Annotated in this window: 25 protein-coding genes; 14 read left to right on the top strand and 11 right to left on the bottom strand. The window is 60.4% G+C overall.

The annotated features are described in order from the left end of the window. Positions 1–36: 36 nt before the first annotated feature. Together rnr and topA are read right to left on the bottom strand one after the other, a co-directional pair. On the bottom strand, positions 37–2379 hold the full coding sequence (rnr, locus tag AGR1_RS07090; protein ID WP_149146565.1) for a ribonuclease R: 2343 nt from the start codon (positions 2377–2379) through the stop codon (positions 37–39). Continuing rightward, entirely contained in the window at positions 2376–5060 is a 2685-nt protein-coding gene (topA, locus tag AGR1_RS07085) for a type I DNA topoisomerase (protein WP_149146564.1), read from the bottom strand. The genes rnr and topA overlap by 4 nt, the downstream gene beginning before the upstream one ends. 259 nt (positions 5061–5319) lie before the next feature. Here topA and AGR1_RS07080 point away from each other — a divergent pair, with 259 nt between their 5' ends. After that, positions 5320–5553, top strand: coding sequence for a hypothetical protein (locus tag AGR1_RS07080; RefSeq protein WP_149146563.1), 234 nt, complete (start codon positions 5320–5322; stop codon positions 5551–5553). On the opposite strand, the gene dprA is transcribed toward AGR1_RS07080, so the two are convergent. From dprA to AGR1_RS07055, 5 genes are all read right to left on the bottom strand, one after another. Next, entirely contained in the window at positions 5506–6639 is a 1134-nt protein-coding gene (gene dprA, locus AGR1_RS07075) for a DNA-processing protein DprA (protein WP_149146562.1), read from the bottom strand. The two genes, AGR1_RS07080 and dprA, sit on opposite strands and share 48 nt — an antisense overlap. Positions 6640–6660: 21 nt before the next feature. Beyond that, on the bottom strand, positions 6661–7278 hold the full coding sequence (gene plsY / locus AGR1_RS07070) for a glycerol-3-phosphate 1-O-acyltransferase PlsY (RefSeq protein ID WP_187772070.1): 618 nt from the start codon (positions 7276–7278) through the stop codon (positions 6661–6663). Between the two features lie 48 nt (positions 7279–7326). Beyond that, a complete protein-coding gene (locus AGR1_RS07065; RefSeq protein WP_149146561.1) occupies positions 7327–8619 on the bottom strand; it encodes a dihydroorotase in 1293 nt (430 codons plus the stop codon). Continuing rightward, the gene (locus tag AGR1_RS07060; RefSeq protein WP_080790864.1) at positions 8616–9557 is read right to left on the bottom strand and encodes an aspartate carbamoyltransferase catalytic subunit; all 942 of its coding nucleotides are present in this window, start codon (positions 9555–9557) and stop codon (positions 8616–8618) included. The genes AGR1_RS07065 and AGR1_RS07060 overlap by 4 nt, the downstream gene beginning before the upstream one ends. A 238-nt stretch (positions 9558–9795) precedes the next feature. Continuing rightward, entirely contained in the window at positions 9796–10227 is a 432-nt protein-coding gene (locus AGR1_RS07055; protein ID WP_149146560.1) for a nuclear transport factor 2 family protein, read from the bottom strand. 336 nt (positions 10228–10563) lie between these two features. Between AGR1_RS07055 and AGR1_RS07050 the strand changes: the two genes are divergently transcribed. The 5 genes from AGR1_RS07050 to AGR1_RS07035 all read left to right on the top strand — a co-directional run bounded on the left by AGR1_RS07050 (position 10564) and on the right by AGR1_RS07035 (position 14488). Beyond that, on the top strand, positions 10564–12216 hold the full coding sequence (locus AGR1_RS07050) for an acyl-CoA dehydrogenase family protein (RefSeq protein ID WP_149146559.1): 1653 nt from the start codon (positions 10564–10566) through the stop codon (positions 12214–12216). Positions 12217–12354: 138 nt separating this feature from the next. After that, positions 12355–12966: a GNAT family N-acetyltransferase gene (locus AGR1_RS07045; protein WP_080790861.1), complete on the top strand. Its 612-nt coding sequence runs from the start codon at positions 12355–12357 to the stop codon at positions 12964–12966. 155 nt (positions 12967–13121) lie between these two features. Beyond that, positions 13122–13766 (top strand): TetR/AcrR family transcriptional regulator, encoded by a 645-nt coding sequence (locus AGR1_RS07040; RefSeq protein WP_080790860.1) that lies wholly within the window; start codon positions 13122–13124, stop codon positions 13764–13766. Between the two features lie 246 nt (positions 13767–14012). Continuing rightward, positions 14013–14174 (top strand): hypothetical protein, encoded by a 162-nt coding sequence (locus AGR1_RS29515; protein WP_162927292.1) that lies wholly within the window; start codon positions 14013–14015, stop codon positions 14172–14174. Next, a complete protein-coding gene (locus AGR1_RS07035; protein ID WP_004441389.1) occupies positions 14171–14488 on the top strand; it encodes a DUF6105 family protein in 318 nt (105 codons plus the stop codon). Before AGR1_RS29515 ends, AGR1_RS07035 begins: the two co-directional genes overlap by 4 nt. Here the strand turns inward: AGR1_RS07035 and ruvX are convergent. Further along, a complete protein-coding gene (ruvX, locus tag AGR1_RS07030; protein WP_080790859.1) occupies positions 14440–14919 on the bottom strand; it encodes a Holliday junction resolvase RuvX in 480 nt (159 codons plus the stop codon). The two genes, AGR1_RS07035 and ruvX, sit on opposite strands and share 49 nt — an antisense overlap. A gap of 14 nt (positions 14920–14933) precedes the next feature. Next, the gene (locus tag AGR1_RS07025) at positions 14934–15236 is read right to left on the bottom strand and encodes an alkylphosphonate utilization protein (RefSeq protein WP_149146558.1); all 303 of its coding nucleotides are present in this window, start codon (positions 15234–15236) and stop codon (positions 14934–14936) included. Between the two features lie 84 nt (positions 15237–15320). Between AGR1_RS07025 and AGR1_RS07020 the strand changes: the two genes are divergently transcribed. From AGR1_RS07020 to AGR1_RS07005, 4 genes are all read left to right on the top strand, one after another. After that, positions 15321–16025: a metal-dependent hydrolase gene (locus AGR1_RS07020; RefSeq protein WP_149146557.1), complete on the top strand. Its 705-nt coding sequence runs from the start codon at positions 15321–15323 to the stop codon at positions 16023–16025. 124 nt (positions 16026–16149) lie between these two features. After that, positions 16150–16437 (top strand): Asp-tRNA(Asn)/Glu-tRNA(Gln) amidotransferase subunit GatC, encoded by a 288-nt coding sequence (gene gatC / locus AGR1_RS07015; RefSeq protein ID WP_003521472.1) that lies wholly within the window; start codon positions 16150–16152, stop codon positions 16435–16437. 54 nt (positions 16438–16491) lie between these two features. Further along, a complete protein-coding gene (gene gatA / locus AGR1_RS07010; RefSeq protein ID WP_080790857.1) occupies positions 16492–17973 on the top strand; it encodes an Asp-tRNA(Asn)/Glu-tRNA(Gln) amidotransferase subunit GatA in 1482 nt (493 codons plus the stop codon). Beyond that, complete coding sequence (locus AGR1_RS07005; RefSeq protein WP_348640583.1) at positions 17964–18461, top strand: GNAT family N-acetyltransferase; 498 nt, start codon at positions 17964–17966, stop codon at positions 18459–18461. The genes gatA and AGR1_RS07005 overlap by 10 nt, the downstream gene beginning before the upstream one ends. 65 nt (positions 18462–18526) lie before the next feature. Here AGR1_RS07005 and AGR1_RS07000 read toward each other — a convergent pair whose 3' ends face one another. Beyond that, the gene (locus AGR1_RS07000; protein WP_149146555.1) at positions 18527–18784 is read right to left on the bottom strand and encodes a YjhX family toxin; all 258 of its coding nucleotides are present in this window, start codon (positions 18782–18784) and stop codon (positions 18527–18529) included. A gap of 274 nt (positions 18785–19058) precedes the next feature. Here AGR1_RS07000 and AGR1_RS06995 point away from each other — a divergent pair, with 274 nt between their 5' ends. Then, positions 19059–19568, top strand: coding sequence for a GNAT family N-acetyltransferase (locus AGR1_RS06995; RefSeq protein ID WP_149146554.1), 510 nt, complete (start codon positions 19059–19061; stop codon positions 19566–19568). On the opposite strand, the gene AGR1_RS06990 is transcribed toward AGR1_RS06995, so the two are convergent. After that, positions 19550–19873, bottom strand: coding sequence for a DUF1294 domain-containing protein (locus AGR1_RS06990; RefSeq protein ID WP_149146553.1), 324 nt, complete (start codon positions 19871–19873; stop codon positions 19550–19552). The two genes, AGR1_RS06995 and AGR1_RS06990, sit on opposite strands and share 19 nt — an antisense overlap. A 151-nt stretch (positions 19874–20024) precedes the next feature. On the opposite strand from AGR1_RS06990, the gene gatB reads away from it, so the two are divergent. The 3 genes from gatB (at position 20025) to AGR1_RS06975 (ending at position 22705) form a co-directional block, all read left to right on the top strand. Beyond that, entirely contained in the window at positions 20025–21530 is a 1506-nt protein-coding gene (gene gatB, locus AGR1_RS06985; RefSeq protein WP_149146552.1) for an Asp-tRNA(Asn)/Glu-tRNA(Gln) amidotransferase subunit GatB, read from the top strand. 207 nt (positions 21531–21737) lie between these two features. Continuing rightward, a complete protein-coding gene (locus AGR1_RS06980) occupies positions 21738–22235 on the top strand; it encodes a GNAT family N-acetyltransferase (protein ID WP_080790853.1) in 498 nt (165 codons plus the stop codon). Continuing rightward, positions 22232–22705, top strand: coding sequence for a GNAT family N-acetyltransferase (locus AGR1_RS06975; protein WP_149146551.1), 474 nt, complete (start codon positions 22232–22234; stop codon positions 22703–22705). Before AGR1_RS06980 ends, AGR1_RS06975 begins: the two co-directional genes overlap by 4 nt. Positions 22706–22808: the final 103 nt, after the last annotated feature.

Below are 22808 nucleotides of genomic sequence, written 5' to 3'. Positions count from 1 at the left end.
GTCCTTCCCGTCCGTTCAACCGCCGAGGCGGCCTTGTTATCGTCGCCTTCTCGGCGGCCGTGTTCCGGGCTTTGCGGCAGCCCGTGCTGTCCGCCGTCCGGCCTTATGGAACGAGCGTACGCCCATCGGCATCTTGCGCCCCGGACTCAGCATATCGAATCTCAGCGCACCCGCCAGCGGCACCGCTTCCGCAAGCCGCACCTGCACCGTGTCACCAAGCTGATAACCGAGACCGGTCTTTTCCCCCGTCAAAGCCTGATGGGCTTCATCATACAGGAAATAATCGGTTCCAAGCGTAGATATAGGAACAAAGCCGTCCGCGCCAAACTGCGGCAGCGCGACAAATAGTCCCGCCTTGGTGACACCACCGACGCGGCCTTCGAATTCTTCGCCCACCCGTTCGGAGAGATGATGCGCGATCAGCCGGTTGACGGTGTCGCGTTCAGCAGCCATGGCGCGGCGCTCGAAGGTCGAGATTTCGGCGGCGATATCGTCCAGCGTCGCCTCTTCCTGCGGTGTGATGCCGCCTTCACCGAGGCCAAGCGACCCCACCAGCGCGCGATGCACGATGAGGTCGGCATAACGGCGGATCGGTGAGGTGAAATGGGCGTATTTCATCAGGTTGAGGCCGAAATGGCCGATATTTTCGGGGCTGTAGATCGCCTGGCTCTGGCTGCGCAGCACCATCTCGTTGACCATGATCTGGTGCGGTGTGTCGAGCGCGCGGGCCAGAATGCCGTTGAAGGAATTGGCGCGCATGGCCGCACCCTTGGCCATGGTGATGCCGATGGTGCCAAGGAATTCGCGCAGCACCTCCTGCTTGGAAAGTGTGGGCGCATCGTGGACGCGATAGACCAGCGGCTGCTTCTTCTTTTCCAGTGTCTCGGCGGCGGCCACATTCGCCTGGATCATCATTTCCTCGATCAGCTTGTGCGCATCGAGACGTTCGGGAATGACCACCGAGTCGACGGTGCCATCGGGGCGCAGCTTGATCTTGCGCTCCGGCATGTCGAGTTCCAGTGGCTGGCGGCGGTCGCGACCGCGCTTCATCACGGCATAGGCGTGCCATAGCGGCTTCAGCAGCGGGCCGGTCTTGTCGTCGGGCTTGCCGTCAATTGCGGCCTGTGCCTGCTGGTAGGAGAGCTTGGCGGCGCTCTTCATCATGATGCGGTGGAAGGTGTGGCCGGCCTTGCGGCCTTCCTTCGAAAAGATCATCCGAACCGCAAGTGCAGGGCGGTCGACGCCTTCCTTCAACGAGCAGAGATCGTTGGAAATGCGCTCCGGCAGCATCGGTACGACGCGGTCGGGGAAATAGACGGAGTTACCACGCTTCAGCGCCTCGCGGTCGAGCGGCGAACCGGAACGCACATACCAGGAGACATCGGCAATGGCGACGGTGACGACGACACCGTCAGGATTGTCGGGTGACGTGTCCGGCTCGGCATAGACCGCGTCGTCATGATCCTTGGCGTCGGCCGGATCGATGGTGATGAGCGGCAGGTCGCGCCAGTCCTCGCGGTGGGACATGGTCGCTGCCTTGGCCGCATCCGCCTCGGCCAGAACGTTGGACGGGAAGATGTGCGGAATGCCGTGGGAATGGATCGCGATCATCGAGATCGCCTTTTCCGAAGCAACGGAGCCGATGACCGACAGGACCTTGGCGCGGGTCAGGCCATAACGGCCGCTGTTGCGCGAGGTTTCAACCTCGATCAGATCGCCATCCTTGGCATCGCCGACGCCATCGGGATCGATGACCATTTCCTCGCCGCGCCGGTCGATCGGCATCAGCCGTCCGCCGCCGCCCGGCGTTTCCTTGAAAACGCCGAGCAGTGCATTCTGGCGGCGGTCGATCAGTTTGACGACGCGGGCTGTGTAGGCCGGGCCGGCACTTTCCTTCGAGGGGAAGATTTTCGCGAGAACACGGTCGCCGAGACCGGCGGCCGGCGCCTTCTTGCCGCGGTCCTGCGAGGACTGGCGGATAAGCACCGCCGGCGCTGCGCCCAGATCCTCGGGCCATTCCGCCGGGCGGCCGATCAGTTCCCCGTCCTTGTCGCGGGTGGTGATGTCGAGAACCGTCACGGGCGGCAGGCCACCCGGTCGCGTCAGTGACTTGCGGCTCTTGTGCACCATGCCGTCAACTTCAAGTTCCTTCAGCAGCGCCTTGAGAACGACGCGGTTTTCACCCTTCAGCCCGAAAGCCTTGGCGATTTCGCGTTTGGAGGCCTGCTGCGGATGGTCCGCAATAAATTTCAGCAGCACCTCGCGGGAAGGCACCTCGCCATGGATGATGCCTTCGCCTTCACTCACCCGCTTGCCGCGCCCGGTGCGTCCGAAACCGTCGCTGGCGGAACCCTGTCTCTGACGCGGCGCTTTGCTCACTCTGCTGCCTTCTTGGGTTTGGCCGCTGCCTTTGGCTTGGCGGCCGTTTTGCTCTTTGTCGCAGCCTTGGCCTTGGTCGCCTTCGGCTTGGCCGCGGCGTCACTATCGGCCTTCTTGGCAGCCGTCTTTCTGCCCTTGGCAGGCTTGCCGCCGGTGCCGGTCTTGGCAATGCGCTCGGCGATCAACACGAGCGCCTCGTCCAGCGTCACTGAGGCCGGATCCTGACCCTTCGGAATGGTGGCGTTGACCTTGCCCCAGTTGACGTAAGCGCCATAACGCCCGTCGCGAACGGTGATCGCACCGCCATCGGGGTGGTCGCCCAGCTCCTTCAGCGCAGCCGGCGTGCCGCTACGCCCGCGACCCGGTCCCTTGCTCTGCTTTTCGGCAATCACGGTCACGGCGCGGTTGAGGCCGATAGAGAACACGTCCTCGATGCTTTCGAGGTTCGCATAGGAACCGTCGTGCAGCAGGAACGGCCCGTAGCGGCCGAGACCAGCGGAGATCATCTTGCCCGTTTCCGGGTGCTTGCCGATATCGCGCGGCAGGTTGATGAGCGCCAGCGCCTTTTCGTGGTCGATATCCTCAGGCTTCCAGCCCTTGGGCAGCGAGGAGCGCTTGGCCTCCTTGCCGTCACCGCGCTGGATATAGGGCCCGAAACGGCCGGAACGCAGCGTCAGCTCCTCGCCGGTCATAGGATCGGCGCCCAACGCCTTCGGCTCGTTCGAAGCCGCAGCTTCGGCTTCCGAACCGTCCGAGGTCAGCTGGCGGGTGTAATTGCATTCCGGATAGTTGGAGCAACCGACAAAAGCGCCGTATTTGCCGAGCTTCAGCGACAGATTGCCGGTGCCGCAAACCTGGCAGATGCGCGGATCAGAGCCATCTTCGCGCTTCGGGAAGACCAGCGGCGCCAGAACCTCGTTCAGCGCGTCCAGAACGTTGGTGACACGCAGTTCCTTGGTGTCTTCGATCTGGGCGAAGAAATCCTTCCAGAAATCACGCAGCACCTGCTTCCAGTCCAGTTCGCCGGCGGAAATGCGGTCGAGCTTTTCTTCAAGGGCGGCGGTGAAGTCATATTCGACGTATTTGGTAAAGAAGCTTTCGAGGAAAGCGGTCACCAGCCGGCCACGCGAATGCGGGATAAGCTTGCGCTTGTCGACGACGATATATTCGCGGTCGCTCAGCGTCTTCAGCGTTGCCGCATAGGTGGAAGGACGGCCGATGCCGAGTTCTTCCATCTTCTTGATCAGCGAGGCTTCCGAATAACGAGGCGGCGGTTCGGTGAAGTGCTGGCTGGCGTTGATCTTCTGCTTGGCGAGGTTCTCGCGCTCATTGATCGGCGGCAGACGGCCTTCATCGTCACCATCGTCGCTCTGCTCGCCGTCTTCCTTCTGGTCGGTATAGGCGGCAATAAAGCCGTCGAAGCGGATGACGGAGCCGACAGCGCGCAGGCCAGCCTTCTCGCCGCCGTTGCTCGCGAGAATTTCGACGGTCGTGCGCTCGATTTCGGCAGATGCCATCTGGCTGGCGATACCGCGCTTCCAGATCAGATCGTAAAGACGCAACTGATCGGCATCGAGGTAACGCTTAACCTGATCCGGCGTGCGGTTGAAATCGGTCGGGCGGATTGCCTCGTGCGCTTCCTGTGCGTTCTTCGCCTTGGTGGAATAAAAACGGGCCTTTTCCGGCACGTACCGGCCACCGAACTGCTCGCCAATGGCGCGGCGGGCGGCATCGATCGCTTCCGGGGCCATCTGCACGCCGTCGGTACGCATATAGGTGATCAGACCGACGGTCTCGCCGCCGATGTCGATGCCTTCATAAAGTTTCTGCGCCACCTGCATGGTGCGCGAGGCGCCAAAACCCATGCGTGAGGAGGCTGCCTGCTGCAGCGTCGAAGTGGTGAAGGGCGGGCCGGGGTTGCGTTTGACGGGTTTCGCCTCGACGCTGTCGACAACATAGGTCGCGCCTTCCAGCAGCGCCTTCAGCCGGTTCGCATCGTCTCCGGTCTTGATCGAGCGGTTTTGCAGGCGCTTGCCATCGGCCGAAACCAGCTTGGCTTCGAACTCGTCACCGCGCGGTGTCTTCAGAAGCGCGCTGATGTTCCAGTATTCTTCGGAAACGAAACGCTCGATTTCGGATTCGCGATCACAGACGAGGCGCAGCGCCACCGACTGGACGCGCCCGGCGGAACGCGCGCCGGGCAGCTTGCGCCACAGGACCGGAGAGAGGTTGAAGCCGACGAGATAATCGAGCGCACGGCGGGCGAGATAGGCGTCCACCAGCGGCACATCGATGTCGCGCGGGTTGGCCATGGCGTCCAGAACCGCCTTTTTGGTGATGGCGTTGAAGACCACGCGCTTCACCGGCTTGTCGCCGAGGACGCGCTTCTTCTTCAGGAGATCGAGAACGTGCCAGGAAATGGCCTCGCCTTCGCGATCCGGGTCGGTTGCGAGAAAGAGGCCATCGGAGGATTTTACCGCATCGGCAATATCCTTCATGCGTTTGGCGGACGCGCTATCGACCTCCCAGGACATTTCGAAATCCTGGTCGGGCAGCACCGATCCGTCCTTGGCAGGAAGGTCTCTGACGTGGCCAAAGGATGCAAGAACCTTATAGCCCGAGCCAAGATACTTATTGATCGTCTTGGCTTTGGCAGGAGATTCTACGACGACGACATTCATATTGTTCTTCTCTGGAACTGGTCCGTTAACGTGGCCCCGGTTGCGGCGCGGCGCCGCAATTGGCCTTCTTTATAATTCGACATGGACAGGTAATGCCCGCTGGTCAAGAGGCAAGCCCGATTTTCTCGCTTCAGGGCGACAGCAACCTATGGATAATCTATTGTTTTATTGCAATCTTTGGTAAATTGGTTATGATGGGCAACATCATTTGAACAGACTTAATGCTCCCCATTTCAGGCTGAATTTCCAGGATAAATATATGGTCCCCAACGCAACAAACAATAATGCCGAAAATGATGGGACCAGAGAGAGCTTGGCATACATCCGCCAGATGCTGGCGGAACTGCGGCAGGTCGCAAGCCGTGAGGGGGCCGACATGCTGTGTTATCTGATCGAGATGGCCTATGTCGAAGTCGGCGATATCCAAAGCGGACGGCGCAAGCTGTCAATCCGCGATGAAGAGCGACACACGCCCCCCGGCATGCCGGTTTAGGCGTCCGGCAATATCAAGCTCCAGCAGCACCAGGTGAACGGTGGCAGCGGAGAAACCCGTGTGACGGATGATATCGTCCGTTTCCACAGGCGATGGACCGAGAGCGGCGGCGATGATGCTGCGCTCGTCGTCCCCTAGCGGTGACATCTCGGTGTCGGAACTCGGTTCCTCGATCTTCTGGTCATAGGGCAATTGCGGCTCCATCAATGGTCGCAGTGCATCAAGAATATCGGCTGCACCCGTGGTCAGCATGGCGCCTTCCTTGATCAGCCGGTTGGTGCCTTCGCAGCGCGCATCGAGCGGGGAACCGGGCACGGCGAAAACAAGCCGTCCGGCTTCACCTGCAAGCCGCGCCGTAATCAATGAACCCGAACGTTCCGCTGCTTCCACGATGACGACGCCGAGCGAGGCGCCCGCGATCAGCCGATTGCGGCGCGGGAAATCCCGCGCGCGAGGCTCCCAGCCAAACGGCATTTCGCTGATTGTCGCGCCGCCCTGATCGTATATCTCCTGCAAAAGTCCGAAATTTTCCTGCGGGTAGGGGCGGTCGAGACCGCCGGCCAGCATAGCCACTGTGCCGGTTGCAAGACTTGCCCTGTGCGCGGCCGCATCGATGCCCCGCGCCAGTCCCGATGCAATCGTATAACCGGCCCGCCCACAGTCGCGTGCCAGCATGGCGGCGAATTTCGCGCCGTTGATGGAGGCGTTGCGTGAACCGACGATGCCGACGCAGGCTCTTGTCGCCGAACCCTTCATGGCGATCAGCGGCGGCGCCCCATCCATCTGCCGCAGGGCAGGCGGATAATCCGGTTCGCCAATGCCGACGAAACGCGCGCCGAATTTATCGGCGGTTTCGATCTCGCCTTCCGCTTCCCCCTGGGTGGCAATGCGCGGGCTGCGCGAAGAACCGCCACGGCGCGACAGTTCGGGCAGGGCATCGAGCGCCTTTTCAGCACTGCCGAAATGATTGATAAGTTCGCGAAAGGTCACGGGACCGATATTATCGCTGCGGATCAACCGTAGCCACGCCACCCGCTGCCGCGCGGAAAGCTCTATGCCCTGCCGTGTAGTTTCCTTATGCGGCATGACATGTCCCCAAGGTGAACCTTAGCTCTTCTGTCCGATCCTGCTTTCCGTGCCCACAACCAGACGTCTGATATTTTCGTGGTGTTTCAACCAGGAAATCACACTGAGCAGCGTCACGAGAAGCGCCGTCTTCTCGGGTCCGAGCACCCAAAGTGCGACGGGGATGATCACCATTGCCACCAGCGCCGAGAGCGACGAATAGCGGGTGATGAAGGCGGTCGCGATCCAGATGAGCGCAAATGCCAGCATCATCAGGGGTGCGGCGCCGAGAAGCACGCCGATATAGGTGGCCACACCCTTGCCGCCCTTGAAGCCTAGCCACACCGGAAACAGGTGGCCGAGAAAGGCGAAGAAACCGGCGACCAGCGAGGCTTCGTAACCCCAGAGCGCATTGGCGACCAGAACCGCGGCGGTGCCCTTCAGCGCGTCGAGTAACAGGGTTGCAGCGGCGAGCTTCTTGTTGCCGGTGCGCAGCACATTGGTGGCGCCGATATTGCCGGAACCGATCTTGCGCACATCGCCCAGACCGGCCATGCGGGTAAGAAGGAGGCCGAACGGAATGGAGCCCAATAGATAGCCGATCAGCGCCGAAAGCGCGAGAAGGGCAGGCGCGGTCTGCCACTCAGTCAAAGCACTCATTCCAATGTCCCCTCTGTCCCGCCGTCAGCGTGATCTCTGTTCGTGATCTTATGCCAAGGAATGAACGGCTTTGCCAGCCACATAAGTGGCGACAGCGCGGCCGCTGAAACGGGCATCCTCGAACGGCGTGTTCTTGGATTTTGAGACAAGCTGGTCCTTTGCCACGAGCCACGGTTCATCGAGGTCGATCAGCGTGATATCTGCCTTCGCGCCGACTTTGAGCGTTCCAGCATCGAGACCAAAAATCTTGGCTGGACGCGTGGAGAGCGCATCGATCAGCCGCATCAGCGGAACTTCGCCACTGTGATGGAGACGCAGCGCCGCCGCCAGCATGGTTTCCAGCCCCACCGCGCCGCTTTCTGCATCCGAAAACGGCAGGCGCTTGGTATCGACATCCTGCGGGTCGTGCGAGGAAACGATGATATCGATCGTGCCGTCCTTCAGCGCTTCCACCATGGCTTTGCGGTCGTCTTCGGCGCGCAGCGGCGGGGAAAGCTTGAAGAAAGTGCGGTATTCGCCGATATCGTTTTCATTGAGCGTGAGGTGATTGATCGAGATGCCGCAGGTGGCCTTCACGCCCCGCTGCCGCGCAACCCGGATCGCCTCTGCCGATTCCGGTACGGAAATCTTGGCGGCGTGGTAGATCGCCTGCGTCAGGCCGGCGATGCGCAGATCACGCTCCAGCGGAATGATCTCGGCTTCCTTCGGAACACCTGACAGTCCGAGCCAGCTCGCGAAAAGCCCCTCATTCATGTCGCCGCCGCCAATATATTTGTCGCGGGTCTCGAGCGCGATGACAGCCCCCAGTTCACGCGCATAGGTCATGGCGCGGCGCAGCACCAGCGTGTCGGAAAGCGCCTTGCGACCGTCGGTAAAGGCCACCGCACCGGCTTCCTTCAACATGCCGAACTCGGTCATCTCCTCGCCCCGCAGGCCCTTGGTCAAAGCGGCTGCGGGATGGACATTGACGATCGCCTTGTCGCGCGCCGTCTTCTTCACATATTCGACCAGCGCGATGTCGTCGATGACGGGATCGGTATCCGGCATCATGATGATGCTGGTGACGCCGCCGGCCGCTGCCGCACGCGATGCGGATTCAATGGTTTCGCGGTGTTCGGCACCCGGCTCACCCACGAAAACACGGGCATCCACCAGACCGGGAACGGCCACGACACCCTTGCAGTCGCGCACCGTCGCACCATCAGGCACGCCTTGATTGTGCGCATCCTTGCCTGCTGCGAGAATGGTACCATCAGCACCGATAACGATGCTGCCGGTCTCGTCCAGATTTCGGGAAGGATCGACGATGCGGAGGTTCTTGAGAACGGTCACGGCACTCATACGCGCTCACCCTGATTTTGCGAGACAAGCAGGGTTTCCATCACAGCCATGCGCACGGCAACCCCCATTTCCACCTGGCTTTCGATAACACTCTGCGGGCCATCGGCCACTTCCGAGGCGATTTCCACGCCGCGGTTCATCGGGCCGGGATGCATGACCAGCGCATCTTCCTTCGCCGCCTTCAGCTTTTCGGCGTCGAGGCCGTAATAATGGAAATATTCGCGCACCGAAGGCACGAAGGAGCCGGACATGCGCTCACGCTGCAGGCGCAGCATCATCACCACATCGGCGTTCTTCAACCCTTCCTTCATGTCGTGGAAGACTTCCACGCTCATGTCGCGAATGCCGGAGGGAAGAAGCGTGGCGGGGGCGACGACGCGCACGCGCGCGCCCATCTGGTTGAGCAGAATGATGTTGGAGCGGGCAACGCGCGAATGCAGCACATCGCCGCAGATCGCCACCGTGATGCCTGAAAGATCGCCCTTGGCGCGGCGGATTGTCAGCGCGTCCAGCAGCGCCTGCGTCGGGTGCTCGTGCTGGCCGTCTCCGGCATTGACCACGGAGCAGGCGACCTTTTGCGCGAGAAGCGCGGCCGCACCGGCCGAGGAGTGGCGAACCACCAGCACATCCGGGCGCATGGCATTCAGCGTCATCGCCGTGTCGATAAGCGTTTCGCCCTTCTTCACCGAGGAATTGCCGACCGACATGTTCATCACGTCAGCCCCGAGGCGCTTTCCGGCAAGCTCGAAGGAGGACTGCGTGCGCGTCGAGGCTTCGAAGAACAGGTTGATCTGCGTCAGGCCCCGAAGCGTCGAGGTCTTCTTCTCGCGCTGGCGGCTGATTTTCACCGCCTCGTCGGCCTTGTCGAGAAGCAGGGTGATATCCTGATGGGAAAGCCCCTTGATGCCGAGGAGATGGCGATGGGGGAAGAAGACCATGCGGTTTGCCTCCTGACGGGCGTCGCATTTTCCCGTGAAAATGCCCGGAACGCCCGAATGCTGATCCGCGCGCTCCCCTTCGCTGTGAACACGCCTCAGGAGTGCGGCGGAATTCGGTCCTGCGCTCTATAGAGACTGCATGGTCGCGGGGCAAGCGCCCGCAACTCCTGAAATGAAAACATGGCGATGTTTCCCCAATCCTCGAGGGCAAAGGGTCGTACGACGGAAGGAACAGACATCAGAGGATGCCATGTTCCTTCAAAAGAGCCTGTTCGTCGCCTGACGCCCAGCCGAAAACCTTCGGTGTTCCATCCAGCCTCTGGACGAAGTAGTGAACATCGAAATCGATTGCGACATCCGGTTGCCGCTTGCGGGCAAAGGTCGCAGTCCAGGCGACATGTGCCACGCAATGATGTTCATCGATGGGCGAGATACGGAGATTGCGTATCCGCATCTCCTTCGTTCCGATCGTCCGATAGCGCTCGTAACCCTTCATCATGACCTGCTTTAAGTGGTCATCGTTCTTTCCGCTCATCACCCCGGCGGGGGAGGCGGCGATGAAGTCGGAGGCGTAGAGCTCGGCGATCTCCTCCACATCCATGTCACCCTCAAGAGACTTATTGAAAAATCGCTCATATCGCTCGAAAAGCTTTCTTGCGCTGGCCTCCATGGTTCCCTCCCTGTGCAGCCGTTCATCAAGTCGCCAACCGAAAAAGCCTGTCGCGGGTTCCACATCTGGCTGCGGATTTTGGGGAATGTTTTATCTGTCGTGCCACGTCAGTCGTGGCCGCAATTTCCGCGCGCCGCCGCCCAGGGCTGTTTCGGACGTTGCCGCCGGTCTTGCCGGAAACGTGTCTGGCATTCGCCGGGTCGGATACCTAGATCAGGGTCATTCCCGAAAAATGCTGAAAGCGGCGGTTTAATCGTCTCAATCGCTTCCTGCGGGTGGAATTATGCAATATCACCCCACTATGCAACGCCAGTACAAAACAGCTAGAAGCAGCGGATGACCCAGAATTCCCGGATAGAAGAAACGCTCGCCGAACTGAACCAGCCAAGCCTCTGGTCCGGTATCAACGCCTATCGTTCCGATCCGCTGATCGTCGATCTCACCTCCGGCCTGTCGCGCAATCTGAGGGACGAGTACGACCAGCTCGGCCGCTATGTCACGTCGCATGAGGCGCAGGAACTGGCGCGCATGGCCAATCAGGGTGTGCCGCAGCTGCATACACACGGTCCGCGCGGCGAGCGTCTGGATCAGGTGGAATTCCACCCCGCCTGGCACGCGCTGATGCGCCGTTCCATGTCGTCCGGCCTGCATTCCAGCGTCTGGGAAAATTCTCCCGATACGCGCGGTAATGAGCACAAGGCCCGCGCCACGAAATTCTACCTGACCTCGCAGCTGGAAGCAGGGCATCTCTGCCCGCTGACCATGACCAGCGCCTCCGTCGCCGCCATCATGGCCTCGCCGCGCGTGCAGAAGGAATGGGCGCCGAAGATACTCTCGCGCAAATATGACAGCTCGCAGAAGCCGGCCCTGCAGAAAACCGCCGTCACCATTGGCATGGGCATGACGGAAAAGCAGGGCGGCACGGATGTGCGCGCCAACCGCACCACGGCGGAGCGGGTGGGCGAGGGCATCTATCGCCTGTCCGGTCACAAATGGTTCCTCTCCGCGCCGATGAGCGACGGTTTCGTCATGCTCGCCCAGATGGGCGACGGCATGGGCTGCTTCCTCGTGCCGCGTTATCTGGAAGACGGTTCGAAGAACGGCCTGCATTTCCAACGCCTGAAGGACAAGCTCGGCAACCGCTCCAACGCGTCCGCCGAAGTCGAATTCACCGATGCCTTCGGTTACCTGCTTGGTGATCCCGGTAGCGGCATCCGCACCATTCTCGACATGGTGACACTCACGCGGCTCGACTGCGCTCTGGCATCGGCCGGCATGATGCGCGCCTCGCTTGCCGAAGCCGTGCACTATGCCCGCGGCCGTTCTGTTTTTGGCAAGATGCTGGTCACGCAGCCGATCATGACGCGCGTTCTCTCCGACATGGCGCTGGATGTTGCGGCGGCCACTGCTCTCTCCTTCCGGCTGGCGACGGCATTCGACGCCGCCCGCAACAATCCGGCCGAAGCCGCCTATGCGCGGGTGATGACGCCCATCGTAAAATACTGGTGCTGCAAGATCGCGCCGGCGCTGATCTATGAGGCCATGGAGTGCCTTGGCGGCAATGGTTACGTGGAAGAGCGACCGATTGCCCGCCACTACCGCGAAGCACCCGTCAACGCCATCTGGGAGGGCTCCGGCAACGTGATGGCGCTGGATGTGCTGCGGGTTCTCCAGCGCGGCAAGGATCTGTTCGATCTCGTCTTCCAGACGCTGGAGCGCGATCTCGGAGCAGCCGGCAAAAAGACCACCGACGTGCTGCGCGCCGCAATCGCCCTTGCCGAACGTGACGAGGGAGCGGCCCGCCTGCTGGTGGAGCAGTTCGCGCTTGCGGCCGCTGCCGCCGAGCTTTGCCGTCTCGGCGCCGGCAAGATCGCCGATGCCTTCCTCGAGACCCGTCTCGCAGGCGGCTGGCGGCATAGTTACGGCATGCTCGATTCCCGCTTCGATCCGAATTATATAATCGATCTTCTTTATCCGCCTGCATCTTGACCGATGCGTGCGGAAGAAGGTTTTGCAATCCCGGCGGGAGGGGGGCTCGGATTTGAAAAACAGCAATTGCGTAAAGCGTGTTCTAATCTGTCGTGACACTTTCTCGCATCGATGCGCGGCAAGGGAAGGCGGCTGCCAATGCTGACCTTCCGTTCCGCCCGCGCCGAGGATGAAGACGCGCTCTACGCCATAAGCCTCGCCACCGGCGATGCCGGGCAGGACGCCGCCGCCCTTTACAGTGATGGCCGCATGGTCGGGCATATCTATTCCGTCCCCTATCTGCATCTCTGGCCCGATGCCGTTTTCGTTGCGGAGGATGAGGAAGGTGTGTGCGGTTATATCGTCGGCGCTCTCGATACGGCGGTGCACGAAGAGCGGCTGGAGCGGGAATGGTGGCCGCATCTGCGCAGCCTTTACCCCGATCCCGGCGGCGACCAGCAGACATGGGACGCCGACCAGCGCCGCGCCCAGTTCATCCACCATCCGCGCCGCACGCCCGCCTGGCTCACCGATCCGTTTCCGGCGCATATCCACATGAACCTCTTGCCGCGTACACAGGGCAAGGGCGGTGGCACCCGGCTTCTGTCGCGCTGGCTCGATATGGCGAGACAGAACAACGTCTACGGCATCCACCTCGGCGCCAGCGAACGCAACCATGCGGGCATGCGCTTCTGGGAAACGCGCGGGTTCAAACGCCTTGAAAGCCACGAAACGCCGGGCAGCGTGTGGTTCGGCATGGCGCTGGAGTAAGCCGACAGATTCCGCGTAATATGGGTTCGGGAATATTCGCGTCGGCTATCATTCATCCACAGGAACCTTCCGTCCATCCATCCCGCCACGTTGTTCTTCCCTACACGCTTTGTTAACCCGTTGAGGAAGGCCTTTCAGAAAAGGGGTAGGGAATAATGCTGGCGACCGCAGAGGCGATTTCAGCCGACAGACCGGAAAAGCGCATCAAGGATCGCGCTCAAACCGAGAAGGCGATTTTTAATGCGGCGCGGTCGCTGCTTGCCGAAGAGGGGTTTCAAGGCTTCGGCATCAATGCCGTTGCCCGCCGCGCCGGCTGCGACAAGCAGCTCATCTACCGTTATTTCGGCGGCCTTGATGGTCTGATCGAGGCGATCGGCGAGGATCTCGGTTCCTGGGTGAAGGATCGGATTCCCGAAGATACAGGCGGCATGTTTCTGTTGACCTATGGCGATCTCATGGAAAAGCTGGCGCTTTATTTCATGGATGCGTTGCGCAGCGATCCGCTCGTCTGCAAGATCATCGCCTGGGAAGTGTCTGATGGTTCGCCGCAGGTGCGCCAATTGGCCGAAGCCCGCGCAAAATCGCTGGGCAAATGGCTGGAACGCATGCGCGGCTCGCTCGCTGCGCCGAAGGGCGTGGATACAGCCGCCGTCAACGCCGTGCTGTTCGCCGCCATCCAGCACCTCGTTATTTCCGCGGCCACCAGCGGCCAATTTGCGGGCGTGTCGTTAAAATCGGAGCGTGATTGGGAAAAGATCACGACCGCCGTCAAAAGGCTGGTGCGGGGCGTTTACGGCTGATCCTCCCACGCTGCAGACAGCGCGGATTTGATCAGTCGTCATCGTAAGGCTTTATCAACCATGTTTTTATCGCCGGGCAACCGTCCGGTGTTCTCTTCCGTTGCTTCGTTAACGGTGTTTTCCACATGCCGACCGACCGCCATTAACTATAATGGCAGCTTTTGTTTGCGTCGTTGAAGCTGACGGTCCAGTGTGGATTAACGAACTGCTAACCATGCGCAATGACTGCGCATAAGGGAGCCGCAAGTGAGCCGCTGGACAGCCTTGGGCGTCATGATGACGTTTTTTGCTATGCTGCCGTTGGATATCGACGCGCCGGCGCTGAACCTATGCCTGATGGCTGCGGTGCGCTGGGCGGTGCTTGCCGGCATTCCTGATACGTTTTTTGTGCGGGGGCAGACGGCATGAAGTGGTTTTTGATCCTCTGGGCCGGTCCCGTTGCGTTGCTGGGCAGCTGGTACTGGCTTTCCTATTACGACATGAGCTTCGGTTTCTACATGCTCACACGCCAGACTCATGATCTGGTGTTCGAGATTTACGGCAATATTCTCGGCCTGCCGCCGGAAAGCCTGCCGCCGTTGGTGGCGCGTGCCATTGCGGTCGACAGCCTGATCGTTTTTGCGATTCTCGGTTTCCGCAAGCGCAGGCAGATTTACGCCTGGTGGCAGGGCCGTCAGTCGGCCGCGCGGGTGAGTGCGGAAAGCCTGTCCAGCGCGCCCTGAAGTATGAAGCTGGCGGCGGCCGAATCGATCCGTTCGGCCCGCTTGGCGCGAGACACATCCATTTCGAGAAGCGCGCGCTCTGCCGCAACGGTAGAAAGCCGCTCATCCCAGTAAACGAATGGCAGGGCGGTTTTTTCGCCCATGGTGCGCACGAAGGCGCGGGTTGCCTGCACGCGGGGCCCGGCGGAGCCGTCCATGTTCATCGGCAGGCCGATGATGAAGGCGGCGACCTTTTCCTTTTCAGCGAAGGCCAGCAGCACTTCCGCATCCAGCGTGAATTTCACGCGCTTGATGACGGGTCGCGGTGTCGCAAAACGCCGCGACAGATCCGACATGGCGAGCCCGATGGTTTTTGTACCAAGGTCGAGGCCGGCAATTGCCTGTGCAGGCTGAAGCATCGCCGCCAGTTCCTCGATGGAGAGTGTTGCCATGTCGTGTGCTGTCCTTACCGTTTGCGGACGAATTCGGTGCGCAGCACCAGACCTTTGACCGCATCATGCCTGCAATCGATCTCTTCAGGATTGTCGGTGAGGCGGATCGACTTGATGACAGTGCCCTGCTTGATGACCGTGCTGGTACCCTTGACCTTCAAATCCTTGATCAGGGTGACGGAATCGCCATCCGACAGCACGTTGCCCGCCGCATCGCGCACTTCCTTCGCACGCGCAGCCTCCGCAGCCAGTTCGGAAGCAGGGCGCCATTCGCCAGTGGCTTCGTCGTACACATAATCGTCATTGTCCGCGGCCATTGTCCCCTCTCTTAAATATCGGTAGTGCGGTTGTTCAGGCCGTCCTATGTCATACTATACCGGCAATACAAAGGAGAACTTCCCATGAAAATCACCTGGCTCGGCCATTCCGCCTTCCGCCTCGAAAACGGCGGCGCGAAGATCCTCATCGATCCGTTCTTCACCGGCAATCCCGGTTTTGCCGGGCAGGATGCGAAGTCGGCGGCCGAAGGCATCACCCATATTCTGCTGACCCACGGCCATGGCGACCATGTCGGCGATACAGTGCAGCTTGCCCGCGAAACGGGCGCGACGGTACTGGCGAACGCCGATCTTGCCGCCTGGCTTTCCGCCAAGGGTGTCGCAAAGGTCGATATGGGCAATACCGGCGGCACCGTGCATTTCGATGGTTTTTCCGTCACCTTCACCAATGCGCTGCATTCCTCGGCTCAAATCACCGAGGATGGCGTCTCCCATTCGCTCGGCAATGCCAATGGCCTGATGCTGCATTTCGAAGACGGCCCGGCGGTCTATCACATGGGCGATACCGATATCTTCTCCGACATGAAGCTCATCAACGAATTGCACCAGCCGGATATCGGCCTCTTGCCGATCGGTGACCGCTTCACCATGGGCGGAGCCGTCGCAGCGCTTGCCTGCCAGCGCTTCTTCAATTTCGGCAATGTCATTCCCTGCCACTACGGTTCGTTCCCGATCATCGACCAGACACCGGAGAAGTTCGTGGCTGGCATGGAAGGGGCGCAAGCGCGTGTCCACACGCCGAAGGCCGGCGATACGCTATCCTTCTGACATTTTGCCCGTGCATGTCGTGAGCGTAAAACCGCGATACTCTTTTGCACGACATGCTTTCTACCGTTGCGAAGGACGGACATGGTGATTATAGCGGTAGGAAAATTCTGACCGGAGTAGAACCATGTCCGTCGATCTCGCCACCGTAAAGCGCGTTGCGCGCCTTGCCCGTATCGCTGTCAGCGAAGAAGAAGCACAGAATATGCTCGGCCAGCTGAACGGCATACTCGGTTTCGTGGAGCAGCTTTCGGAAGTGAATGTCGACGGCGTCGAGCCGATGACATCGGTGACTCCGGTGGACATGAAAAAACGCGCCGACGTGGTGACCGACGGCAACAAGGCGGAAGACATTGTCGCCAATGCGCCTGCGACCGACCGGGACTTCTTCATGGTTCCGAAAGTGGTCGAATAAGCGACCGCCTCTGCCGCCCGATTTTTCCGAGATTTTCGAAAGCCGTTGCCGACCATGACCGACCTGACGAGCCTGACCATTGCCGAAGCCCGCGAAAAGCTGAAAGGCAAGGAGTTTTCCGCCCTTGAGCTGACCGACGCCTATCTATCCGCCATCGATGCGGCCAACGGCGCGCTGAACGCCTATGTGACAACGACGCCCGAAAAAGCGCGCGATATGGCGAAAGCTTCCGATGGCCGTATTGCCGCCGGTGCGGCCGGTGAGCTGGAAGGTATTCCGCTCGGCGTGAAGGACCTGTTCGCCACCCGTGACATCCACACCCAGGCGTGTTCGCATATCCTTGACGGCTTCAAGCCGAAATATGAATCGACCGTCACCCAGAACCTCTGGGATCAGGGCGCGGTCATGCTCGGCAAGCTCAACATGGACGAATTCGCCATGGGCTCGTCCAATGAAAGCTCCTGGTACGGCCCGGCCATCAACCCGTGGCGGGCCAATGGTTCCGAGCAGAAGCTGGTGCCTGGCGGCTCCTCGGGCGGTTCGGCCGCAGCCGTTGCCGCGCATCTTTGCGCCGGCGCAACCGCAACCGATACCGGCGGCTCCATCCGCCAGCCGGCGGCCTTCACCGGCACTGTCGGCATCAAGCCGACCTATGGCCGTTGCTCGCGCTTCGGCATCGTCGCTTATGCCTCTTCGCTCGATCAGGCAGGCCCGATCGCCCGTGACGTGCGCGACGCCGCCATCCTGCTGAAGACCATGGCAAGCGTGGATGCCAAGGATACCACCTCCGTCGACCTGCCGGTGCCGGATTACGAAAAGGCCATCGGCCAGTCGCTGAAGGGCCTGAAGATTGGTATTCCCAAGGAATACCGCGTCGACGGCATGCCGGAAGAGATCGAAAAGCTCTGGGCCAAGGGCGTCGAATGGCTGCGCGACGCCGGTGCCGAGGTGGTCGACATCTCGCTGCCGCACACCAAATATGCGCTGCCCGCCTATTACATCGTCGCACCGGCGGAAGCCTCGTCCAACCTTGCCCGTTATGACGGCGTCCGCTACGGCCTGCGCGTCGATGGCAAGGACATTGCCGACATGTATGAAAAGAGCCGCGCCGCCGGTTTCGGCAAGGAAGTGCAGCGCCGCATCATGGTGGGCACCTATGTGCTTTCGGCCGGTTATTACGACGCCTACTATCTCAAGGCGCAGAAGGTCCGCACGCTCATCAAGCGCGACTTCGAAAACGTCTTCCACGAAGGCGTCGACGCCATTCTTGCGCCGATCACCCCGTCTTCCGCATTCGCTGTCGGTGATGAGGAGCTAGCTTCCGATCCGGTCAAGATGTACCTGCAGGACGTCTTCACCATCACCGTCAACATGGCCGGTCTTCCGGGCCTCTCGGTTCCTGCCGGTCTCGACGGCAAGGGCCTGCCGCTTGGCCTGCAGTTGATCGGCAAGCCGTTCGAGGAAGAAACGCTGTTCAAGACGGCCCATGCCATCGAGCAGGCAGCCGGCAAGTTCACGCCCGCCAAGTGGTGGTAAGCGGTCTCAAGCTTAGACAGATGAACGAAGCCGATCGCGATGCGGTCGGCTTCGTCGGTTTTGCCGCGTGGCGTGCCGGTGAAGCCTTCGACGCCGCCTATCTCGATTCCCATGTCATCGAGCGGGTGAGGGGCGAATTCGAAAGCTTCGCCAAGTCTCCAACCGGTGATGTCGTTGTGGCCGAAATGGATGGTGTTGTCGTCGGTTGGGGCGCTTGCGATACCAAGCCTCATCATATTTCCGATCTGTGGGTGGACCCCAACTGGCAGGGCAAGGGGATTGGCAAAGCGCTGATTGTCCATTTTCTCGACAGGATGCGGGCCGAAGCTCTGCAGCTCGCCACCATCGACACTCACGCCGGAAATCGCGCTGCCATCGGTCTCTATGAGCGTTGTGGCTTTCAGATCGTCTGGCGCGGCATGGAATGGTCCGACATCATGAAAGTCGAACTTGAGAAGGTGAAGCTGGAGCAAATGCTCTCTTCATAATTTTTTACACCGTCGATGCCGCGTGGCGAAATGCCGGGCGACAGCATTGCCGCCGCCCGGTCAGTTTATCGGTTGTCCAGCTCACCCCGTACGAGTTCTAGCCCGCGCGTGGTGATGCGGTAGGGCTTGCCACCGAAGGAGGCTATGGCTCTCCTCCGTTTCAGCTTGCGGAAGGTGAGGAGATCGAGGCCGCTGAAAATCCATCCTTCGCGCGTGAAGAGCGAAAGTTTTTCAATTTTGCGGGCGTCGTCTCGAACGAGTTCAATTCTGCCGCCCTGGGCGAGCAGGTGAAGAATGCGCTGTTCGGCGCGGGAAATGTCCATTGTTGGAAGTCCGGTCGGCGTCACATGGACGCGTGAAAGCAAACCCGGGTGCCGTTAGGGCATCCGGCTCGGTTTCATCTGGCCCGGCGCGCAAGAAACTTGCGGGCAGGGCCTTTAACGGGACTCCGATTGAGCGAACATAAAAACTCCGTTCTTGCTTCTTTTGGATAGCGGGCAAGTCCAGCAGGGTCAAGCCGGTGGCTTGCCCAGCAAAAGCACGCTGGCCGAATCACACTCGCAATGGTTTAATTTTTACGGCCAAGGAGGGCGCGGTTTGATCGTCATTCGCAATGCGCATGAGCGGGAAGCGGAAGTCCTTGCGGCCATCGGCATCAGGGCATGGCGGCAGGCAACTGCGGCTCTCGGCATCACACCCACGCTTTACGACAATGCGGCGAGCGCCTTTTCCAATTTCACCCGCTCATCATGGCTTGCCATCCGCGTCGCGGAGCTGGGCGGCTCGGTTGCGGGTTGGGCCGCGCGGGAGCATTTTGACGAGGTTATTTCCGACTTCTGGATCGATCCCGATTTTCAACGGAGGGGCGTCGGCAGCCGTCTGCTCGCAGATGTTGAGAGACTAATAGAGGTTAAGGGCTTCGAGACCATCCGGCTTGAGACACACGCCCAGAACGAACCGGCTGTCGCCTTTTTTCGACACCACGGCTATAGCGTGCGCTGGCTTTCCGTTTCTTATGCGCCGAAGCTGGACCGCGAGGTGCAGTCGGTGGGTCTGCAAAAACAGTTGGCCGAGATTGAGAGCGGGCTTTACGGAGCCGGGTTCTGAAGGACGGTTTTCAGCGCACGCGCCAGCCAGTCCGGCATGATGGCAAGCGATGCGATAACGCCTGCCTGCAATATCACGATCGATAGGAGGATACTGCGGAATGGCTCCTTGCGCGTTTTGTGACGTAGCAGTCGCTGTGCTGAGATAGCGCCCCCGCCGCCACCCAGAAGAGCCAGCAAGAGCAGCGTGCTTTCCCGTATACGCCATCCGCCATGTCTCGCGGCTTCCTTGTCCCACCAATAGACAAGGAAAACGAAGAGATTGAAGCCGATATAGGCAATGAGGCAGAGGGTCATCATTTCCATAGCGTGAATTCAAACCGGTAAGCGTAAAAAAGGCGTGTCCGGCACTCTCGAAAACCGCAGGTCGGGCTTGACGGGGCGCAACATGTCTTGCGCCCGCGCTGCATTTGTTCTACCCACCAAGGCCAAAGAACCCGTATATCGTGAGCTTCAGATGACCCTTGTAGACGTGCGCACCCCCGACCCGAAACGCTTCATTCCCGGCGCCACCGGCGATTGGGAAATCGTGATCGGCATGGAGGTGCACGCGCAGGTTCTCTCCAATTCCAAGCTGTTCTCCGGCGCCTCCACCACCTTCGGCAATGCGCCGAACTCCAACGTGTCGCTGGTCGATGCCGCCATGCCCGGCATGCTGCCCGTCATCAACGAGGAATGCGTGAAGCAGGCGGTGCGTACCGGTCTCGGCCTCAAGGCCAAGATCAACAATCGCTCGATCTTCGACCGCAAGAACTACTTCTATCCCGATTTGCCGCAGGGCTACCAGATTTCGCAGTTCAAGGACCCGATCGTCGGCGAAGGCACCATCACCATTTCGCTTGGTCCGGACCGTCAGGGCAATTTCGAGGATACTGAAATCGGCATCGAGCGCCTGCATCTGGAGCAGGACGCCGGCAAGTCGATGCACGACCAGCACCCGACCATGTCCTTCGTGGACCTCAACCGTTCGGGCGTGGCGCTGATGGAAATCGTCTCCAAGCCGGACATGCGCTCGTCGGATGAGGCCAAGGCCTATCTCACCAAGCTGCGCTCTATCGTGCGTTATCTCGGCACCTGCGACGGCAACATGGATGAAGGCTCCATGCGCGCCGACGTCAACGTCTCCGTGCGCCGTCCGGGCGAAGGTTTCGGCACGCGCTGCGAAATCAAGAACGTCAACTCCATCCGCTTCGTCGGTCAGGCCATCGAATATGAAGCGCGTCGTCAGATCGCCATTCTGGAGGATGGCGGCGTCATCGATCAGGAAACCCGCCTGTTCGATCCCGGCAAGGGAGAGACGCGTTCCATGCGCTCCAAGGAAGACGCGCATGATTACCGCTATTTCCCCGATCCGGACCTGTTGCCGCTCGAATTCGATGACGCCTTCGTCGAGGCGCTGAAAGTCGATCTGCCGGAACTGCCTGATGACAAAAAGGCCCGTTTCGTGGCCGATCTCGGCCTGTCTGTCTATGACGCCTCGATCCTCGTTTCGGAAAAGGCGATTGCCGATTATTATGAAGCCGTGGCCGCCGGACGCGATCCGAAGGCTGCCGCCAACTGGGTGATCAACGATCTGCTCGGCGCGCTGAACAAATCGGGCAAGGATATCGAGACGACGCCGGTGTCTCCTGAACAGCTCGGCGGCATCATCGATCTGATCAAGGCCGAAACCATTTCCGGCAAGATCGCCAAGGACCTGTTTGAAATCGTCTGGAACGAGGGCGGCAACCCGGCCGAGATCGTCGAAGCCCGCGGCATGAAGCAGGTGACCGATACCGGCGCCATCGAAAAGGCTGTCGACGAGATCATCGCCGCCAACCCGGATCAGGTCGAGAAGGTCAAGGCGAAGCCAACGCTCGCCGGCTGGTTCGTCGGTCAGGTCATGAAGGCGACGGGCGGCAAAGCCAACCCGCAGGCGGTGCAGGCGCTGGTGAAGGCCAAGCTCGGTATCGAGGAAGAGTAAGCGGACGCTGCCTCGTGCCTAGAGGCATTGAGGCCGACAGCTCTCATCCGTCATCCTCGGGCTTGTCCCGAGGATCTAACGACCCACAAGGTCAAATGTGCTCAAATCCTCGGGACAAGCCCGAGGATGACGTCGAGTACGAACGACTGTTATCACTTTTGCCGGGATCAACGCCCGGCTTTTTCTATTCTGAGACGGAGCCAGATCATGTTTTTCATCCGCACAGCCAGCCTCCGTGACATAGAGCCGGTCCGCACCCTGCTCGCGACGACATGGCACGCGACCTATGATGCGATCTACGGCGTGGACAAGGTGAACCAGTTGATCCTCGCATGGCATTCGCCGCAGGCCATGAAGGACCGCATCGAGAAAAAGGGTGGCGAGTTTTTGGTGGCTGACGACGGCAAGCGGATCGGCGGCATGGCCTATGGTTCCATGTCCACCAAAATGGCGAAAACGGCCCTGCTGCACCAGCTCTATGTCGCACCCGACCTCCAGCGGCAGGGCGTCGGCCGCGATCTTTTCGCTGAACTGGAAACCTGCTTTCCGGATGCGGAAATCATGCGGCTGGAAGTCGAGCCTAAAAATACTGTCGCAATCGCCTTTTATGAAGGCGTCGGATTTGTCGAGGTGGACCGAATCGAGCGCATGGCGGGCATCGAGGGCCTACCCGGCATCGTTATGGAAAAGAGCCTGAAACGATGAATGCGACACTGGAAAAGCTGATAATCCGCACCGCACGAGAAGAGGATATTCCGGCGCTCGCCGCCATCTTCGCCGCCGATGAAATCGGCGGTCACGGCGATACGGCCGACGAATCGGCGCAGCCCGATTATCTCGCCGCCTTCCGGGCGATTGAGGCATCGCCGAGCGAAACGCTTTATGTCGCCGAACTGGATGGCGAGGTGGTCGGCACCTTTCAGACCGCGATCCTGACCAAGCTCGTCGGGCGAGGGGCGAAGTCCATGGTCATCGAGGCGGTGCAGACGCGGGCCGATATGCGCGGTCGCGGCATCGGTGCGGTGATGATCAATTTTTGCCTGGAAGAAGCCCGCCGTCAGGGTCTGAAAGCCGCGCAGCTCACCTCCAACATGGCCCGGCTAGACGCGCATCGCTTTTACGAGCGGCTAGGTTTCGAGAAGCGGCATCTGGGCTTCAGGATGAAGCTGAAATAGCGCGGATATATCTCGAAATGCTGGACAATTGCCGTGAGGGGCGGCATAAGCATGTCTTGTGCCGAGCACGGAAAATCGCTGCGGCGCATTCAAGCCCGAGGAA

The organism is Agrobacterium sp. B1(2019) (assembly GCF_008274755.1).
GTDB lineage: Bacteria > Pseudomonadota > Alphaproteobacteria > Rhizobiales > Rhizobiaceae > Agrobacterium > Agrobacterium salinitolerans.
This window is presented reverse-complemented; position numbering and strand designations above follow the sequence as displayed.

Excerpts from the sequence above, each read along its gene's own strand:
- dprA (WP_149146562.1), bottom strand. The coding sequence starts at position 6,639 with ATGCCGCATAAGGAAACTACACGGCAGGGCATAGAGCTTTCCGCGCGG.
- AGR1_RS07025 (WP_149146558.1), bottom strand. The coding sequence starts at position 15,236 with ATGGCCGCGGACAATGACGATTATGTGTACGACGAAGCCACTGGCGAA.
- AGR1_RS07055 (WP_149146560.1), bottom strand. The coding sequence starts at position 10,227 with ATGGAGGCCAGCGCAAGAAAGCTTTTCGAGCGATATGAGCGATTTTTC.
- AGR1_RS07000 (WP_149146555.1), bottom strand. The coding sequence starts at position 18,784 with ATGGACATTTCCCGCGCCGAACAGCGCATTCTTCACCTGCTCGCCCAG.
- AGR1_RS07080 (WP_149146563.1), top strand. The coding sequence starts at position 5,320 with ATGGTCCCCAACGCAACAAACAATAATGCCGAAAATGATGGGACCAGA.
- AGR1_RS07020 (WP_149146557.1), top strand. The coding sequence starts at position 15,321 with ATGAAAATCACCTGGCTCGGCCATTCCGCCTTCCGCCTCGAAAACGGC.
- AGR1_RS07045 (WP_080790861.1), top strand. The coding sequence starts at position 12,355 with ATGCTGACCTTCCGTTCCGCCCGCGCCGAGGATGAAGACGCGCTCTAC.
- AGR1_RS07050 (WP_149146559.1), top strand. The coding sequence starts at position 10,564 with ATGACCCAGAATTCCCGGATAGAAGAAACGCTCGCCGAACTGAACCAG.
- ruvX (WP_080790859.1), bottom strand. The coding sequence starts at position 14,919 with ATGGCAACACTCTCCATCGAGGAACTGGCGGCGATGCTTCAGCCTGCA.
- AGR1_RS07040 (WP_080790860.1), top strand. The coding sequence starts at position 13,122 with ATGCTGGCGACCGCAGAGGCGATTTCAGCCGACAGACCGGAAAAGCGC.
- AGR1_RS07060 (WP_080790864.1), bottom strand. The coding sequence starts at position 9,557 with ATGGTCTTCTTCCCCCATCGCCATCTCCTCGGCATCAAGGGGCTTTCC.
- AGR1_RS06975 (WP_149146551.1), top strand. The coding sequence starts at position 22,232 with ATGAATGCGACACTGGAAAAGCTGATAATCCGCACCGCACGAGAAGAG.
- gatC (WP_003521472.1), top strand. The coding sequence starts at position 16,150 with ATGTCCGTCGATCTCGCCACCGTAAAGCGCGTTGCGCGCCTTGCCCGT.
- gatB (WP_149146552.1), top strand. The coding sequence starts at position 20,025 with ATGACCCTTGTAGACGTGCGCACCCCCGACCCGAAACGCTTCATTCCC.
- gatA (WP_080790857.1), top strand. The coding sequence starts at position 16,492 with ATGACCGACCTGACGAGCCTGACCATTGCCGAAGCCCGCGAAAAGCTG.
- AGR1_RS07065 (WP_149146561.1), bottom strand. The coding sequence starts at position 8,619 with ATGAGTGCCGTGACCGTTCTCAAGAACCTCCGCATCGTCGATCCTTCC.
- AGR1_RS06980 (WP_080790853.1), top strand. The coding sequence starts at position 21,738 with ATGTTTTTCATCCGCACAGCCAGCCTCCGTGACATAGAGCCGGTCCGC.
- AGR1_RS06990 (WP_149146553.1), bottom strand. The coding sequence starts at position 19,873 with ATGGAAATGATGACCCTCTGCCTCATTGCCTATATCGGCTTCAATCTC.
- plsY (WP_187772070.1), bottom strand. The coding sequence starts at position 7,278 with ATGAGTGCTTTGACTGAGTGGCAGACCGCGCCTGCCCTTCTCGCGCTT.
- topA (WP_149146564.1), bottom strand. The coding sequence starts at position 5,060 with ATGAATGTCGTCGTCGTAGAATCTCCTGCCAAAGCCAAGACGATCAAT.
- AGR1_RS07035 (WP_004441389.1), top strand. The coding sequence starts at position 14,171 with ATGAAGTGGTTTTTGATCCTCTGGGCCGGTCCCGTTGCGTTGCTGGGC.